General features: G+C 36.6%; 16 protein-coding genes and 4 tRNA genes. 9 read left to right on the top strand and 11 right to left on the bottom strand.

The genetic code is table 11. The annotated features are described in order from the left end of the window. The first annotated feature begins 103 nt into the window (after positions 1–103). From Sdiek1_RS00375 to Sdiek1_RS00350, 6 genes are all read left to right on the top strand, one after another. Positions 104–178, top strand: a tRNA-Gly gene (locus tag Sdiek1_RS00375). A 28-nt stretch (positions 179–206) separates the two neighbouring features. Further along, a tRNA-Leu gene (locus Sdiek1_RS00370) sits at positions 207–293 on the top strand. Between the two features lie 22 nt (positions 294–315). Beyond that, positions 316–389: transfer RNA gene (locus Sdiek1_RS00365), tRNA-Cys, on the top strand. A gap of 34 nt (positions 390–423) precedes the next feature. Next, a tRNA-Ser gene (locus tag Sdiek1_RS00360) sits at positions 424–511 on the top strand. Between the two features lie 321 nt (positions 512–832). Beyond that, positions 833–1,216, top strand: coding sequence for a hypothetical protein (locus Sdiek1_RS00355; RefSeq protein WP_087437382.1), 384 nt, complete (start codon positions 833–835; stop codon positions 1,214–1,216). Then, a complete protein-coding gene (locus Sdiek1_RS00350) occupies positions 1,206–1,904 on the top strand; it encodes a nucleotidyl transferase AbiEii/AbiGii toxin family protein (protein ID WP_087437381.1) in 699 nt (232 codons plus the stop codon). Before Sdiek1_RS00355 ends, Sdiek1_RS00350 begins: the two co-directional genes overlap by 11 nt. 45 nt (positions 1,905–1,949) lie before the next feature. Here the strand turns inward: Sdiek1_RS00350 and Sdiek1_RS00345 are convergent, their stop codons facing one another. The 10 genes from Sdiek1_RS00345 to Sdiek1_RS00300 all read right to left on the bottom strand — a co-directional run bounded on the left by Sdiek1_RS00345 (position 1,950) and on the right by Sdiek1_RS00300 (position 12,092). Beyond that, positions 1,950–3,521: a type IV secretory system conjugative DNA transfer family protein gene (locus Sdiek1_RS00345; RefSeq protein ID WP_087437380.1), complete on the bottom strand. Its 1,572-nt coding sequence runs from the start codon at positions 3,519–3,521 to the stop codon at positions 1,950–1,952. A gap of 2 nt (positions 3,522–3,523) precedes the next feature. Beyond that, positions 3,524–6,478 carry a MobF family relaxase gene (mobF, locus tag Sdiek1_RS00340; protein WP_087437379.1) on the bottom strand — a complete coding sequence of 985 codons (2,955 nt, stop codon included), beginning with the start codon at positions 6,476–6,478 and terminating at the stop codon, positions 3,524–3,526. A gap of 117 nt (positions 6,479–6,595) precedes the next feature. After that, positions 6,596–6,850 (bottom strand): hypothetical protein, encoded by a 255-nt coding sequence (locus Sdiek1_RS00335; RefSeq protein WP_087437378.1) that lies wholly within the window; start codon positions 6,848–6,850, stop codon positions 6,596–6,598. Then, on the bottom strand, positions 6,847–7,626 hold the full coding sequence (locus Sdiek1_RS00330) for a nucleotide-binding protein (RefSeq protein WP_087437377.1): 780 nt from the start codon (positions 7,624–7,626) through the stop codon (positions 6,847–6,849). Before Sdiek1_RS00330 ends, Sdiek1_RS00335 begins: the two co-directional genes overlap by 4 nt. A gap of 10 nt (positions 7,627–7,636) precedes the next feature. Next, entirely contained in the window at positions 7,637–8,038 is a 402-nt protein-coding gene (locus Sdiek1_RS00325; protein WP_087437376.1) for a hypothetical protein, read from the bottom strand. Positions 8,039–8,048: 10 nt separating this feature from the next. Continuing rightward, on the bottom strand, positions 8,049–8,393 hold the full coding sequence (locus Sdiek1_RS00320; protein ID WP_087437375.1) for a hypothetical protein: 345 nt from the start codon (positions 8,391–8,393) through the stop codon (positions 8,049–8,051). Positions 8,394–8,410: 17 nt separating this feature from the next. Beyond that, positions 8,411–10,645 carry a hypothetical protein gene (locus Sdiek1_RS00315; protein ID WP_087437374.1) on the bottom strand — a complete coding sequence of 745 codons (2,235 nt, stop codon included), beginning with the start codon at positions 10,643–10,645 and terminating at the stop codon, positions 8,411–8,413. Further along, the gene (locus Sdiek1_RS00310) at positions 10,633–11,061 is read right to left on the bottom strand and encodes a hypothetical protein (protein WP_087437373.1); all 429 of its coding nucleotides are present in this window, start codon (positions 11,059–11,061) and stop codon (positions 10,633–10,635) included. The genes Sdiek1_RS00315 and Sdiek1_RS00310 overlap by 13 nt, the downstream gene beginning before the upstream one ends. A 10-nt stretch (positions 11,062–11,071) precedes the next feature. Next, positions 11,072–11,332, bottom strand: coding sequence for a helix-turn-helix transcriptional regulator (locus Sdiek1_RS00305; protein ID WP_238099062.1), 261 nt, complete (start codon positions 11,330–11,332; stop codon positions 11,072–11,074). Next, positions 11,316–12,092, bottom strand: a complete 777-nt coding sequence (locus tag Sdiek1_RS00300; RefSeq protein ID WP_087437372.1) for a phage replisome organizer N-terminal domain-containing protein — start codon at positions 12,090–12,092, stop codon at positions 11,316–11,318. Before Sdiek1_RS00300 ends, Sdiek1_RS00305 begins: the two co-directional genes overlap by 17 nt. 360 nt (positions 12,093–12,452) lie before the next feature. Here Sdiek1_RS00300 and Sdiek1_RS00295 point away from each other — a divergent pair, with 360 nt between their 5' ends. The 3 genes from Sdiek1_RS00295 to Sdiek1_RS00285 all read left to right on the top strand — a co-directional run bounded on the left by Sdiek1_RS00295 (position 12,453) and on the right by Sdiek1_RS00285 (position 15,272). Beyond that, on the top strand, positions 12,453–13,184 hold the full coding sequence (locus Sdiek1_RS00295) for a hypothetical protein (protein ID WP_087437371.1): 732 nt from the start codon (positions 12,453–12,455) through the stop codon (positions 13,182–13,184). 851 nt (positions 13,185–14,035) lie between these two features. Continuing rightward, the gene (locus Sdiek1_RS00290; protein WP_087437370.1) at positions 14,036–15,031 is read left to right on the top strand and encodes a hypothetical protein; all 996 of its coding nucleotides are present in this window, start codon (positions 14,036–14,038) and stop codon (positions 15,029–15,031) included. A gap of 46 nt (positions 15,032–15,077) precedes the next feature. Then, positions 15,078–15,272 carry a hypothetical protein gene (locus Sdiek1_RS00285; protein WP_087437369.1) on the top strand — a complete coding sequence of 65 codons (195 nt, stop codon included), beginning with the start codon at positions 15,078–15,080 and terminating at the stop codon, positions 15,270–15,272. A 189-nt stretch (positions 15,273–15,461) separates the two neighbouring features. Here the strand turns inward: Sdiek1_RS00285 and Sdiek1_RS00280 are convergent, their stop codons facing one another. Continuing rightward, complete coding sequence (locus Sdiek1_RS00280; protein ID WP_087437368.1) at positions 15,462–15,701, bottom strand: membrane protein insertase YidC; 240 nt, start codon at positions 15,699–15,701, stop codon at positions 15,462–15,464. Positions 15,702–15,735 lie beyond the last annotated feature (34 nt).

Genomic DNA, 15,735 nt, shown 5'->3' with positions numbered 1-15,735 from the left:
ATTATAGCAAAACCGCTCTAAAAAAGCTTACATGTAAAGAATTTAGTCCATAACACTTTACATTCTAAAAAAAAACTGCTATACTCTCATCTCTTTTTTAGATGCGGGAATAGCTCAGTGGTAGAGCACGACCTTGCCAAGGTCGGGGTCGCGAGTTCGAACCTCGTTTCCCGCTCCATTTAGTTTTTTTAAAAAAGAAACGCGTTGCCCGGATGGCGAAACTGGTAGACGCAAGGGACTTAAAATCCCTCGCCCGTTTGGGTGTGCCGGTTCAAATCCGGCTCCGGGCACCACCTCGATATAGAGAAATACGGTGGCGATATAGCCAAGCGGTAAGGCATGGGCCTGCAAAGCCTTGATCCCCGGTTCAAATCCGGGTGTCGCCTCCACCTTTGTATTATGTATCATCTACAAACTTTCTGTCGGGAGATGGCAGAGCGGCTTAATGCGGCGGTCTTGAAAACCGTTGAGGGTAATACCTCCGGGGGTTCAAATCCCTCTCTCCCGGCCACTAATCCTTAAACTCCCTAAACTACGAGCTTTTAAAACAAACTCAAATATTTTATCCCACATACTCCCCACAAAATCAACAAAATCCATATCTTCTAATGATAAATTAACTGCATTCATCATTTAATAATTTATCAATATAAGACACTAGAAATGCATAAATTAACAGATTTTAAACTGCGAAATAGCGTTACGTAGCGTTGTATATTATGTCAATTTCATACTATTTAATTTTCTCAAAATCAAGAACTCATAAAGTTTATATATAATTATTGACAAAAAACTACGATAGTCGTATAATTTAAATAAAAAAGGAGTTCCAATGAAAGCAAAAGAGATCGCTGATATCTTTGGTGTTCCTCAATCGACTCTCAATGAATGGAAAAAAGAGGGGCATTCCAAAAAAATACTCGCTGATTTTTTAACACATGTCGATAAAGAATCTATCTTAAACTTATACAAGTCAGCAACAGCTTACGATATGCTAGTATCAACAGTCAATGCTTCTATCGGTAATGAAGATAAGCATCTTGGAGCCAATGATATTAAAAAGCTTCTTATGGGAAAAACTCCTGAAAAGCCTATTGAAAAATACGCCTTGGACATTATTAAAACAGAAGCTCTCAAAGAAGAGATAGAAGATTTTGCGATCCACTTTAAAATACCGATGAAAAAAGTCAATAAAGTACTCCATCATGGATACTAAAACACACTCTTTCATTCTTGAAACATATGCTAAACAAATTAAAGCACTTAATGATCTCATCGGTGAGTGTAAAGAACTGCTACCGAATAACGATCTCTCTTTTATAAGATTCGGCGGTGGAACAGCATTAGCGATTTATCATTTCCAACATCGAAAAAGTTTTGATATTGATCTATTCGTGACTGATCCGCAAATACTGGGTTACTTAAGTCCAAAGCATTGGTTGGAAGACTCACGCTTGTTTAGTACTGTAAAGTATATTGATCTAGCCAATCACATTAGGCTGCTCACGAAAGAAAATATCAAAATTGACATTTTAGTATCACAAGATTTTATAGGTCATGCAATCATCGATGATAGTCACACTTTTTTTCATGAGAGTATTTATGTTGAAAGTTTGGAAGATATTCTGGCAAAGAAAATCGTCTATAGAAAAGATCAAAATAAATCAAGAGATATTATCGACCTAAGTGTTGCGCTTTATCATGATGCATCTATTTTTGAGAAGCTTTTAAACTCTGAGGCCGTTACGCTTCAAGATTTACATGACTTACATGATGCCCTCTCAAGACTCGACACTCAAAAATATTTAGATGAAATCGACCTCGTTGAGCCTATAAAATTTTACGTAAACGTTGCAAAAAATGCACCTATATCTATTAAACAAGCGCTTGGGAAAATTATTTAGATTACAAATTCTAACAGATAAGGGAGAAGTCTCCCTTATCCTTACTTATACCCGTACTTCCCGATAATATCTTTCAATATTCTCACTTTGAATGTAGTTTGCTTTTTTACTTGGTAATTCCGCTTTTGGTGTATACCCTTTATACAAAATTCGTTTCGATGGCACAAACGTGATATGCTCGTAATTCTGGCCTAACGACTGAAACAAACTGGTGTTTAGAAGATCCGATTCTTCAATTTGGTAATTTTTACGATTTAATGGATCAGCGACAAGTTGCTCCCTAATCTGCTCTTTTCTATAACGTACTTTACCGATTGTATTATTGATTTTTTTAAGTGTATATTCATCCACACCTTGAAATAAAAACCAATATGCAGCCGAGTTTAACATCTTTTGCGTAATCCCTTGAGCACTGTCCGCTTTGTTGCTTTGCTCTGGGAAATATTGTACACCCGGGAGCAAACAACCGCCTTTACTTCTAATCCTGGTATGTAACCCTTCTATTGTTTCACTATCGAGGTTTTGAGCAAAAGAGAGGTACTCATCAAGAGCAAAGAGAGTGAGAGAGGTTTTTTGATCTTCTTGGCTTAACATGACAGCCGTCAAAGCGGCCAAAAAGCCAGTAAAAAACGGGGTAAGTTTTGAGCGCTGATCATCCCTAGAGAGTAAGAAGAGCTTGCAGCTCTTACGAGAGAGATATTCTTTGATCGTAAAAGTAGGGCTGCCATTTTGAATACAAAAGTTCATATAATCAAAAAATTCAAACGTCAAATGCATCGTACTGGCAACATCTGCTTCACTACGTCTTTCATGATTTTTATTTTCTTCGAAATACTCTTTAAGCTGCTGAATGAAAAGATCAAACTGCTCATTCGATGAAAGTTCACTATTGTTGTAAAGAATATCGTTAAAAAGCTTCATATAGCGTTGTTTGGAACTTGCACTAAAAAAGTCTTTTTGCGTGCCACTTAACGCATTGAAAAGATTGGTTAAGAATATCTCTGTTACAAAGGGACTCGTTTTAGCTTCTTCGAAAGGATTCCAAATATGGCTTCGTTGATCATACGGGTTGAGGATGATATCTTTCAACGAGCTATAATGCTTTTGAACAAGATCACCTTTTGTATCATAGGCAATGACACGATCGAACTTATCTTGAGCGATAATCGAGTGGTAAAATTCTGTTTTTCCTGATCCCATACCTCCAAATATAATCCCCGACTGAGTAAAGTCTGTCGGATCTGTATAACACTCAAAATTACTAAATCGTTTTTCAAACCCATAAACCGTTGATAAACGATATAAAACGCTATCATCAAATCGAAACTGATCCAGAAACAATTCACCTTTTGACATAATTTCTTTAACTCGTTGGGAAGCCGTCCATCGATTGCCTTCCGTTTGCTCATAGTAATTGGGATAACTTCCCATTACCCACGCCTTATCATCAAAAATACGTCCATTGATCGACTCTTGCATTTTAAAGATAAATGCCCAAGCTAGATACTCCGCAATACAAAGTAGAATAAAGACTGCGCCGCCTGGTATTGGAAGATTTTTTTGGAACACCCATAAAGCACCGGCATTAAACAATAAACATAATAAAATCGTTGACATTACTATCTCCTTTCTCGTGATTGTGTTATGGATTGAGCTGCTTTTTCGCGCTCATTTTTAAGTAAGATATTTTTCATTTGATCTTTGCCTCGAGTGCTTGAAGCCTCTGATCGATCTCTTTTAAATAAGCCAAGATGTCGGCTAAGATCTGCGAGTGCAATTTTGCACTTTGTGCAATAGTCTCCCAGTATTGAAAGAGTTGATCCTCTTGATATTCTTCGTTCTTTTTGCTCATTGAATGTCCTTTCGTAGTTATGATTTGTATGTGCCTCATGCTGCATTGCCGACCTAAAATAATCTAGGGTACTTGTTTTAATTTGTGTTTTTTGTGTATTCTCCTTGAGTGTTGCTATGCTGTTGGTATAGATTAAGGCATCACGTTTTGCCCTGGTAATTTGCACGTAGAAGCGGTTTAAATTGGCCATTTGGGCATTCGTGAAAGCGATAACCTTACTGGTTGTTTGCCCTTGGCTTTTATGCGCTGTAATCACGTATCCATGATCGATATAAGGATATTTGGAAGCATCAAACGCCAACTCTTTATTCCCCTTTTGTACTTTGATGATATTCCCATGAATTGCTTGGATCACAGCAGTCTCACCATTTCTAAACTTGAGGTTTCGATTGTTTTTTGTAAAAACAATTTTGTCGCCGATACCAAACGCTTTTTCTTTAATAGCAAAGGTTTGAATCGCTTGAGCGTGAGCTTTGCTTAGATCAATTTTGATCCTTTGCTCATCTTTGGTAACCGTGATCGTATTGGATGGATGATCAATCGCGGTGATCATTGCTTCTTGCCCGGCACTAAATCCTTGAAACGCGTTTTGTGCGACAACAATTTGACCTACTTGATAATTGCTCGAGTAGTGTTTTTCAATCTCGTTTAGATTGATTGCCTCTTTGATAGATAACGGTTGAGACTGTGTTACTTCATTTTGAGCGACGAGATCTGATCGGATTAACTCGTTTAAAGCTCTACGATTTGCGTTCGTATCAACAAGAAGCAACGTATCATGACGATCTTTGAGGTATTCGTTTTTTATCTTCTCGAGATCTGTCGTTTCATGAAGTCGTTGATGCTTTTCTAAAATGCCGAACGCCTCTTCTAAATCCTTGCTCTTGATAGACGAATAAAGCGATCGCATCAATTCGGTTTGCGCACGCTTATTTTCTGTCATTTCGACGATATGAATATCACTTTGCTTTTGAAGCTGCGAAAACATATTGCCAGCACCTAAAGATTGAAACTGCTTTTGATCACCAATAAATACAATTTTTGAATGGTTTTCTTTAGCAATTTCACATAAACGGTGCATCTGCAATGAACTGACCATTGAAGCCTCATCGACAACATAAACCATGTTCTTTTCTGCCGGTGGATTCACAAAAAAAGCGTGTAATGTCGTAGATGGGATACCGCTTTCACGCTCAAGCTCTTCACTGGCTTTTCCAGTAAAAGCAAGTCCTCTTAGATTACTACTTTGCTTTTGACTCTCAAGCGTTTCCCTGACGGCCTTAAGCATAAACGTTTTACCCGTACCTGCATCGCCCTGGATCACTGAAATAGACTCATTGCTTGTGAGAATCTGCGCATACGCTTCTTGTTGTCCTTTTGTGAGGTTATAAGGCGTATGGCTTAGATATTGCTCCACGTGTTGAGCAGAGATTAAAGGATCTGTGCGGTTTTTTGCCATTTCAACTATCTCGAACTCCTTTTGCAAGAGCTCCGGTGTCGAGTACGCATTTTGATCCAGTTGCACAATCGATCGCTCGTTTACATGATCATCAAAAGCATTCTGCATAGCACTAAGTGAATGCTCACCTAATGAAAGCTTCATCGAATTTTTCATAACATCTTCCCGATTAAATACACTCGTCTTTTCGCTTTGAATACGAATCGAAAGATCCACCGCATCTTTAGCCGTTAATTTTTGCTGTTCTGAATGTAGCTGCGAACTATTAAGCTGATTAAGATAGGTTAAATCTTTACCGGCGAGAATGGTTTTGGCTCTTTCGATATTGTTGGATTTAATGACACTGCGATCAGCGTTTTTATCTTTCACGTTTCGGCTACTGGTTGTTGCCATCTCTTTGAGCTTTTCTTCCTCGAGACCAGGATATTGCTTTTTTAGCTCTTCGTATTTCTCAAGGACTTGCTCACGACGTTGTGAAAATTCACTGATCAACTCTTTTGAAACACCTTGAATTTCAAAGAATCCCTCTTTGGCATTCGTAATCTCGATAGAGAATCCTTGCTCTCTAAGATTTTTGGCCAATTCGTTGCGATACGTCTGGCCTAAAAACATCTTGTGCGTAAAGAGTTGATCATTGTGCAATGCTCGCCATTCACCGTTCTCCTTTTGCGTTGCATTGACAATAAAGCAATGCGTATGCAATGACGGATCATTTTCACGACTGGTATCATGCTGAAATTTAGCAATGATGAGATTACCGGTAGAAATTGCTTCTCTATGTCCGTCCTTTTGTTCTCTCGTTTGCGCATAATGATCTTCTACAAATGATAGTGTCGTTTGCACCGCTTGATCATGTGCTGCACGTATGAGTTGATTGGTACGTTCATCGCCTAATTCACATAAGATCGATGCGGATTTTGGACTGGAAAAGGTCATATCCGTTCCCGCTCTTTGACTGATATCAACAAGAGTGCGTTCTTCGCTTGGATGAATACCGTAACACAATCGCTCAAACTGTTTAATATCAATCTCACCACTCAAGCCTAAACGTTCAGCACCTTTGCCAGTCCACACGCTTGTCTCTTTGTCTTGCTGATAATAGTTTTGATCTTTCGCATGATAATGAGCTGCTTGAGCCGACGACATATTCGCAATTGAAAGCATTTTCGCCTCTTTTTCGTCTTTTTTTTCACCTCTCGCCATTAACGTGGCGTTGGGTGTGAATGTTTTCTCGGTTTCCTCTTGGTTACTTCTTGGTAGCACGAGGTTACCTTTGACTTACATCTCGGTTACGCTGAGTTGCATTTGATTACATTCGGTTACTATTGGTTGCCTCACGGTTACATGTGGTTGCATCTGGCTTATAAAAAGCCCTTGAACTTATCTTCCAAACTCACTTTCGACGTTTTCACTTTTTTCCGCTTTAACCGGTTTATTTTGAGCTGTTTTGCCTAACAAAAATTTTTTCACGCTTTGCCTTGAGATCTCAATATCTCTTACGTCTCGTAAGTACTCCGTGATCTGCGTTAACGTGTAATTCAAACTCACAAGATGTTGAATTTCGTCTCGATAAGGCTCTAGGGAAGAAACACGCTTTAAGGGCGTGTTCTTTGCGATCCAGTCTTCGTATTTCATGCTTGCTCTCCTAGAACGATGCTTTTAAGCTGCGCGATCGCTTCACTCTCGAGATAATCTTTTGCGTTACGTGAAATTTTCCAATTGCGATATATCTTCGTCATTTTGTCTTTATCGCTTTTGGTTTTTGTCTTCGCATACTCAAGTATCTCGTTTTTGTTGTATTGGCTTGCGAGTAGGGCAAGATCTTTGATCGTCTCTTTATTGCGTGAAGCGGCATACGAAAAAAGTGGACTTTTAGGGCAAACGGCAAAGTGCGTAAAGGTAGATGAGATATCCGGTATCTCAAAGTCCTCGTTACCTTTAACAAACATGAGATGATCTGGATCACTTAGATCTGCATTATTTAACACAACGAGGATCTTCGCTTCACTTGGTAAAACGTTATACGTATCGACCAGGTTTTTAAGCTGCACAAAGTCAGGCATAAATGGAATGATAAACAGGGTATCTGCGAGCAAATCTTGATCGATAAACGAATGGATCACTTTCAGTGAATCATCCCCTCCACCGGCATCAATCACGCTGATCTTGTCCTCATCTAACATATTATTGATAACAAGCTCTTCCAATCTTTGCATACCTTCGTCGATATTTACCGAGGTAATTTTTCCTTTCAAGATTTGTGTATTTGAAAACGCCGTCGTCGTGTTATTGCTGTTGTCAATTTCTAGAATGGAAAAGTTTCTATTCGCTAGAATAGCCGGTAAAATGTGAAAGGCGAGGGTGCTTTTACCTACGCCACCTTTTGTGTTGATGATCGCGATATTTTTCATGCTGTTCTCCTTAATGAACGAATTGATAGATAAGATTGAGAAGCGGTTTATTAGCCGCTTCAAACGCAATAAAAACGATGCTTGTCGCAAGCACAGAAAGACACGTTGAAGCAAATACGATCTTCAAGGTGAAACGTTCTTCATGCTTTCGCCTTTTTAGATCTTTCGTGACACTCTCAAGCTCTGCCACCGAACCTAACAAATAGGCTTGAATGGTTTTCACTTGAATTTTTTCTGCGATTTTTGCACCGATTTCATCGATGCTCTTTTCTACTTTCGAAAAATCGCTCGTCGTTTTTTCAAAGACTTTAGAGGCACGGTTAAATGCCGCTATATGATCCTCGAGCGTAGATAACACGATCTGCGCTTCCTCAAAAAATTGATATGTTTGCTCTGCTGTTTCTGGTTTCATCATCTACTCCTTAGTACAAGCCACCAGGCCAAAAGATCTTCCATGCGAAAAATCCTAAAATATGGCCGATACCACTCAATAACCAAAACCAATGTTTAGTAACCATGTATCCCTTGATCTCATCAAAATCTTTAATGCCGGCATCAAAGATATGCGCCAGGATCATCACAGTAAACGCAAGTATGATCCAATAGCCGTACATCAAAAGTAATGCGCCCACGTCATTCGGTACGATTAAATGAGGTACATCAATGAGCTTTTTGGGATACCATGCTAGAAAAGCAAAGACGGGTATCGCCCAGGTGGCCGATTTTAAAAAGGTCTCAATCACTCTATTGCCTTGTTGTTTTTTCATTGCTCACTCCTTATTTTTTATACGAGAGATTGTCTCTCGAGCTTGTTGGAAATTGGTTCGAGGAAGTCGCCGACATTGTGCAATCCGATCATTTTGATTGTGTGACCAGGTGCAGATAAAATCACTTTCCACATAAGATAAACCGCCGCAAACGATGAAACGATTTTGATAAGCCCTAGTGAAAGTTGCAACACCATCGCCACAAAAAAGCTCTGATTGATAGCATCCAAAAGATAGAATTGCTCTTCCGCGAACATGACGAAAACATCGATGCAGAGGTAGTATAAAAAGAGTCCAAGATAAATGAAAATAACGAGGAGTACCGGCTTAAAAAAGATCACGATACCCGTGACGAGATACTCGCTAATTTTGTCCGTCTTGCGCATCGTTACAGCATACGCAACAACAAACGGAGTGATAAAGAAGTATTGTGTTAATTCGAATAACCATCCAACCACCGCAAGAATTCCGGCGATCATTGACGTGATCAATGGAATATATTTCAAGATCAACCCAACAAACATGGCCGCAAGAACAAGGCTCGCTAACTGAATTGTTGCACTACCTCCACCATGGGTAATAAAATTAAATGCTTTTGCACCACCAATCGGTGAAAAAAATGTCGCAATAAACGTAATCATCTCTACACCACTACCAATGATTGAATTGAAAACTTGGAAGATAGTATTCACACCCGGCAAAATGGCGTATACCATTTTTGCCATTACTGCACCGAAGATACTACCACCCGTCGTTTTGATCTTCTCGAGTAAACTTTTCTCTTCATCACCGGAAGCATAAGCATCGCGGATCTTCAATTGATTACTCTCTTGATCTTCGGTAATAGTGCTTTTTGCGACTGTAACGAGGGGCATCATTTCGATGAGAATCGCCGCAGATGGGATAAACGCGCTGTTTATCCACCCGAGCTCTGACTGACGATTATTGAGGAATGTATTGATGCTATTGAGTTTGCTTTGCAATGCGTTATTGCCAAAGCTTTGCGCTATTTGATCCGCGTATTTCCTTTGCTGATCATAGGTTTTAGAAGCGATTAGCCATTTTCTTTCGGTTGATCTGCATGCTTTAGCAGTAATACCTTCTTGTACTTTGTTGAAGTTGTAAATACTTTGTTGATCTAGCTCCGCATCTTTGACTTGAAACGTCATCGCATCCGGAAAACGGCTCTTGCATTGTTGCATCACATTAGCGTAAAGCTCTTTTTGCGCTTTTGCGCTATCTCTCAATGCGTAGATTGTTGCTTCACCTTGCATTGTATTTGCACCTACTGACGCGTATAGCTTTTGCAAATAGGTATTCGCACCAATAACGGCCGCTTTATCAGCAATCTTCGTGCTTGTCCCCATAAAATTGCGAATCACAGTTTGCATTAATGAGCTTTGCATATTATTCTCTTGAGGTATTGGAATATAAAACAACGTGACCGCAATAAGAGGGATATACAGTTTGCTGAGATAATTCGTATTGTCATTTGTTTTAGCTAAGTAGGCTTGTAGCTTTTTAGATCCAAGGATCACAATAAAGAATGCTGATACAAAGGCAAAAAGAAGATTTTGCAAGTAAGCGTAAATACTCGACATATTGGAAAATAAGTTCGAGAAGTAACCTAAATTCGCTTTATTGAGGCTATCAACACTCGAGACAATCTCTGAGCTTGTCGTCGCATCTTCCACGCCAAAAAACGATAGAAATGTCTCTTGCCTTGTGGTTGAGATATTTGTACCGTAAAGCACGTTTGAGTTTTTGACTTGAAGCATGCCGGTTGAGTTTGTCGCACTAAAATCAATGATGGACGGATCTAACGTTGCCATGCCCGTAAGAAAACGTGAGAACGTCATTGAATCGGTTTCGTATTTTGCACCAGTCAATTGATAATTTGTATTGGAGCTAGATTTGAGTTGACCTGAGTAATCACCAGGATTTTTATTCGCTTGTACTTTACATGTAAGGTTTTGTTGATTAGCATTTACACCTAAAGCCTTGCTTGTATCATTGCGACTATACACTTCACAATGTGTTGTACCACTTTTCGCATCAATATCGATGATCTGCGTTACATAACCATCAACAACGGCACGGCATGAAAATGAACATGTACCAGGTGTGACAATAGCATCATCAGCCGTAAAGAGCGAGTCCGCTAACGTATCTTTTTCACTAGAAATATTTGCACCAAAAAGAGAGAAAGAGAAAGAGAAAGAGAAAAGAAAAATGAACGTTAAGATACGCATTGTGAACTCCTTTCATTGTTTTGTACCTCTGATACTTCGTATTCCTTAAACGCTTTATTAAATGCAAGGTACTCTTTTTCGTCGGGTACAAATCCCGTTATTTCGGTAAAACTTTTAGACGAAATATAAAATTCACCAACGATTGATTGATCAATCTTATTTACAAGACAAATGGCAAATTCAGCACGATCTCTTGGCAATAAAGCATATTGATTCTTTAAGATGCTAAACTTTTTTTTGAGAATCCCATCGTTCTTTGTTAGATCAGCAATCCCCGTCATGATATATGTTCCTTTTAAAAGAAAACGAAATTCCAAAAATAGGTTTGCTGACATCTCTGATTTGGTAAGCTTCTCAATCTTTCTCTCAAGTGTTTTCAACCGTCTCAAAATATTGATATTTTCATCTTGCTTCATCACATGCTCCTTACATGGTTTTAATGGTGCGGCTCAGCCATTCTGCGATTGACGTTTTTGGATAAAGTATTCGCCCTCGCTTACCACCTCTCTCAACCTTGATATACTCCGGGCCAAATCCATCTTTGCGCCATAAAATCAAAGTCGTAGAACTCACACCAATCGTTTCTGCCGTTTGCCTCTGATTTAAACAAATGAGCTTTTTAAACATTGGATTATTATTGATTTCTTCCAAGATTTTCGCCGCGTTTTCACTAATTGTTGTTTGCATAATTTTCTTCCTTATGTTGGTTTTGGATTTGTGTATTTGCGAGTTCGAAGACTCTATCTTTACGATAGAAAAGATACTGCCAGAGCTCGAAGCTCTCGCTGCGATCGACTAACTTATTTGTGTGCAAACTAAAGATATAGCCGCTCTTTAAACAAAAGCCTCTGTGCTCTCTTGAATAGCCCATTTCTCCGCTGAGAGAAAAGTAGAAATTGGGGTACATGTTAGAAAGTTGCTCTCTAAAGCTCTTGATATCTTTTAAATCATAGGTTGGTTTGTGCGAAGTGGGAGAGAGTAAGAGAGAGGGTTTTATCTCTTTATCTATATCTTTCTCTTTCTCTGTGTCACTTCTTGTCACATAGCCGTCACAATGTGACGTTGAAGGTATTTCACCTATATTTTTGCGTTCTCTCAATTTGCGCATTCTCTCGGCACTATCACCTTCTTTACCAACGAGATCAGGCACACGTTGCAATAAAAAAGCTTCATCAGAAACTTCCTCTAGTTCACCATTAGAACTTAAAAAAGCCAAGACAACTTTTACGTTATTCTCATCCTCATCAAGTTTTAAAGATAGCTCATCTTCCAACGTTTTTTCGATGCCTTCAAATTCAAGAATGCCATTCGTATTAATCACCAACAACATCATTTTTAGAAAGATAATAACGTATGTATCGCCGCCGGCAATACGCCTCAATTTTTTGATCTTAGGATCAACGAAGAAGTTACTCGGTAGCTTTAACCAGTAGTATTTTTTGGCCATAGATATCCCTTTGTGTATTTTTCAAATTTTGAATAATCAAGGGGCGGTGAGATATAATGCAGCTTGATTAAAGACTCTATTAGAAACTTTAGTTACTCCTTTCTCTTCCTGTCAGCAAACTCTTAGAGAAGGGAGTTAATTACGTTAATTTACAAATTCTAGTTGCACTAAAAATTTTTATCCACACTCCTTTTAGTTGTATATAATGATATTTATTAAGATATAACATCAAAATAGTAGTTTATTGCAACTTAATAAAATATTAAAATATGTTGTGAATAACAACTTTATTATATATTTTGTATAAAATAGTTGTTTTATATATATTTTGTTATACTTTGAAAGATATGGAGGGAATAAATGACGCATAAAGAAGTAATGGCAAAACTGTTTGATTTTAATGCTACAACATATTATGCTTGGAAAAAGCAAAATAGACCTATTATCACTTTATTAGATCAATATTTTTCAAAAGAAGATATTGAGGAGTTTCTTGAATTCGGTTCAATAGAAAAATTTGGTTTTTTGGAATTTATAGATTACACTTATAAAGAAGCCGCATTCGTCTCAATCTTATCCGCATTGGCTAACTTAGGGCATGTTTTTCATAGTAATATTGATGATTATATTGATTACTTAGCTTATGCACTGAGTTATGATAGCGGTTATGTACAATCTTTAGAAACTAGACAAGAGTTTTTGGCAATTTTTATATATGCTTATGATAGCTATAAGGGATATTTCACAATTGATGATTTAGGAATGGCTATAAAGCAAATAGATCTACATTTCCCTGCACATAATGGATATGCAGATGTTATAGCATATTTCATTGATAGGGATTTTCTTCCTTTTGTCAAAGCATGTATTATGAATAAACCTCAATATATCAATTTGGCAATACAATTTTGTATTCGATTTAATCTTTACAAATATAAAAGCACCTGTCATTATGAAGACTTATATCAAAAATTCCAAATGCCTTTTGACAATAATATAAATTTTACCTCCGCATTACAAATCGTTTTTAACCAGTTCAATTACGAAGCATTTAAAAATGAAATAAAAGCAATAAAGCAAGATAGCCTATAAAATATTAGACAAATTGATATAGTATTACGCTATTGAATTTTCTCAAAATAGCTTATTTGACTTATACAAACTTGCTACTATACAAAATTGTATAAGTCTATTTCTCTCAAAAAAAAAGATTTTTTAAATGATCATCCATCGATCTGATCCGGAGATAGCACCGGGTTACACACGCTGTGAAAAATACCGGCACGGTTTTTTCATCGGTGGGTTTAAGAGGTGCGATGATTGACCACTTCAAGAACGCAATAATTCCTCAAAATACTCAAATGCTTATTTTTTTTCTTAATGTGCTTCCTCCTATATAAAATATCTCAATTTTTATATAAAGAGGCACAATTATGATTGAGCTGTTATTTAAGATTTTAAAAGTGGTTTTGTTTGAGGCGGTTAAGGCGATCATCGATTTACTCTTTGAACGCCTAACCAAAACTTAGAGAAAGGGTGTTGCGGAAGTCTTAACGTGGTAGAACATTTAGCCGAATGTTCGTTGCAAGGGCAGAGCCACAAAAGACAACCTAAAGGCATCATGTCTCACATAGTACGGGTAAAAATTGAAATAACGCCCGTGCTATGAAATATAGCTATATATAACGGAATAAATTATAGCAAAAATATTTCAATTTAGTGCATCAAAATGCCTATATTATCGACGTTTTATCAATAATTTACAAGCGTTATTTTGATGTTTTTTATACTTATTTTAAAGCTAATATCATATATGAATTATTGGTCAATATAATCTTTTTTCGTACAAATTAACACGAATTGACGTATCCAAAATTATATTTGAATAACAAGTTATTATTTTAACGTATAATAGTCTTTTAGAAAAAGGGGGAGACACTAAAATGAAATTTTATGAATTAGTATATCAATTTAGTATTGCAAACAATGCTAAAGAAACATTTTATACATATGTAAATTTTTATAGTGAATGTGTTAAAGAAAATTTAGACATTATCTCTAGCGATAAACATATGTCACTTAATGTACCTATTTTCAAAGATATTATGGATATACCCAATGTTAAATCGATATTTAAATATCCTAATCTAGCATTTTTTAATCCATCCATTGTTTATGGTATGCAAAAGAATACTAGAGTACCTTTAAAAATTGATTATTCTATTAGCTTTGAATCCAATTCTGCAAGATATTTACATGATTATATAAATGGCAACAAAGTCACTGAACAAAGTTTTATTTCTACTCTTCACACGATATTGGAGAATAACTATAATTTAGATCCCATGTTTTATATGCTTGAAAATTTTGCAAAGGGAAATGATACAAAAGAGTTCTACCTCAATATTATCAGTATAAAAAAATTAATGACATGCGATATGAACCATTATCATAGAACTAAAGAAATTAAATCAATTTATCAAGATGAAGAAATTGAAAAAATAGTCAAAGAAGAAATTGTCTATTTTAAAAATGAATTTCAATCCGTATTTGAGGTAGCCCAAAAACAACATCTGATAATGCGAATAATCCTTTTAATGATTATGACTGCAAAATTTAAAATTAAAGGAACAAAAGAAGAAAAGCTCAAAGCACAATTTAAATATATTATTAAATTTATGAGTGAAAGACTCAAAACTATTTTCTTAAGAGAATTAGTTGTTGCTTTAAACTATTTAGAATATGATAGTAAAAGCGATAAAAAAGAAAAGAAATACAGATTTTTTAATAAGCTAGATTCTCAAAACAAAGAGGATTTAATACACTATATAGACAATATGGCCTGGGACTTTACTCTTGCTAGACAACTTGAAACATTTTTTTTCATCAAAACCGAACCCCGATACAGATTTTTTTATTCCATTTATCTTCACTTATGATAAGGGATTAATAGAAATTTTAGAAGATTTCTATTGTAAAGACTTTTTGATTTTTCATCAAGAAAAAAGAACTATTCCTATCCCTGAAAATGAATTTGATATATCTAAAATTGAAGCATATGGTCTAAGTGAATACTTCACAGAAGAAGCATTGAATGAAAGAATTAAAAACGAAGATGTAAACCTTGAGCAAATATATGAAGAGTTGTTGGCTGAAATAATCAAAATAAGAATAAAATAGTTTTCGATTAGAACAGCTATGTTTTTTAACAAATCTATGATTATCATTTAGTAGACTTTTCACTACAAATCAAATGATAAAAAGATTTTTAAATGATCATCGATCTGATTCGGAGATAGCACTGGGTTACACACACTGTGAAAAATACCGATACGGTTTTTTCATCGGTGGGTTTAAGAGGTGTGATGGTTAGTTTGGAGATGAGTTTCGAGCGGCATATTCTTCTTTGTACGCTTTAGCACGTTCTATTCGCTTATAATAGCTATCAAACAAGCCTTTTAGATTTTCTTTTTTCTCATCTAAATATGCTTTACGCTCCATATATGCACGTTCGTCATCTATATAGAATTCATCAAGATCTTTATATTCTTCCATGAGATCTATCGCTCGATCTTGTAACCACGAAAGTTCTTGTTCTGGTAGTAACATTTTTATCTCCTTATGTAGGGATCACTAGTTTCTC

Origin of the sequence: Sulfurospirillum diekertiae, from assembly GCF_002162315.1 — a bacterium.
Lineage (GTDB): Bacteria > Campylobacterota > Campylobacteria > Campylobacterales > Sulfurospirillaceae > Sulfurospirillum.
This window is presented reverse-complemented; position numbering and strand designations above follow the sequence as displayed.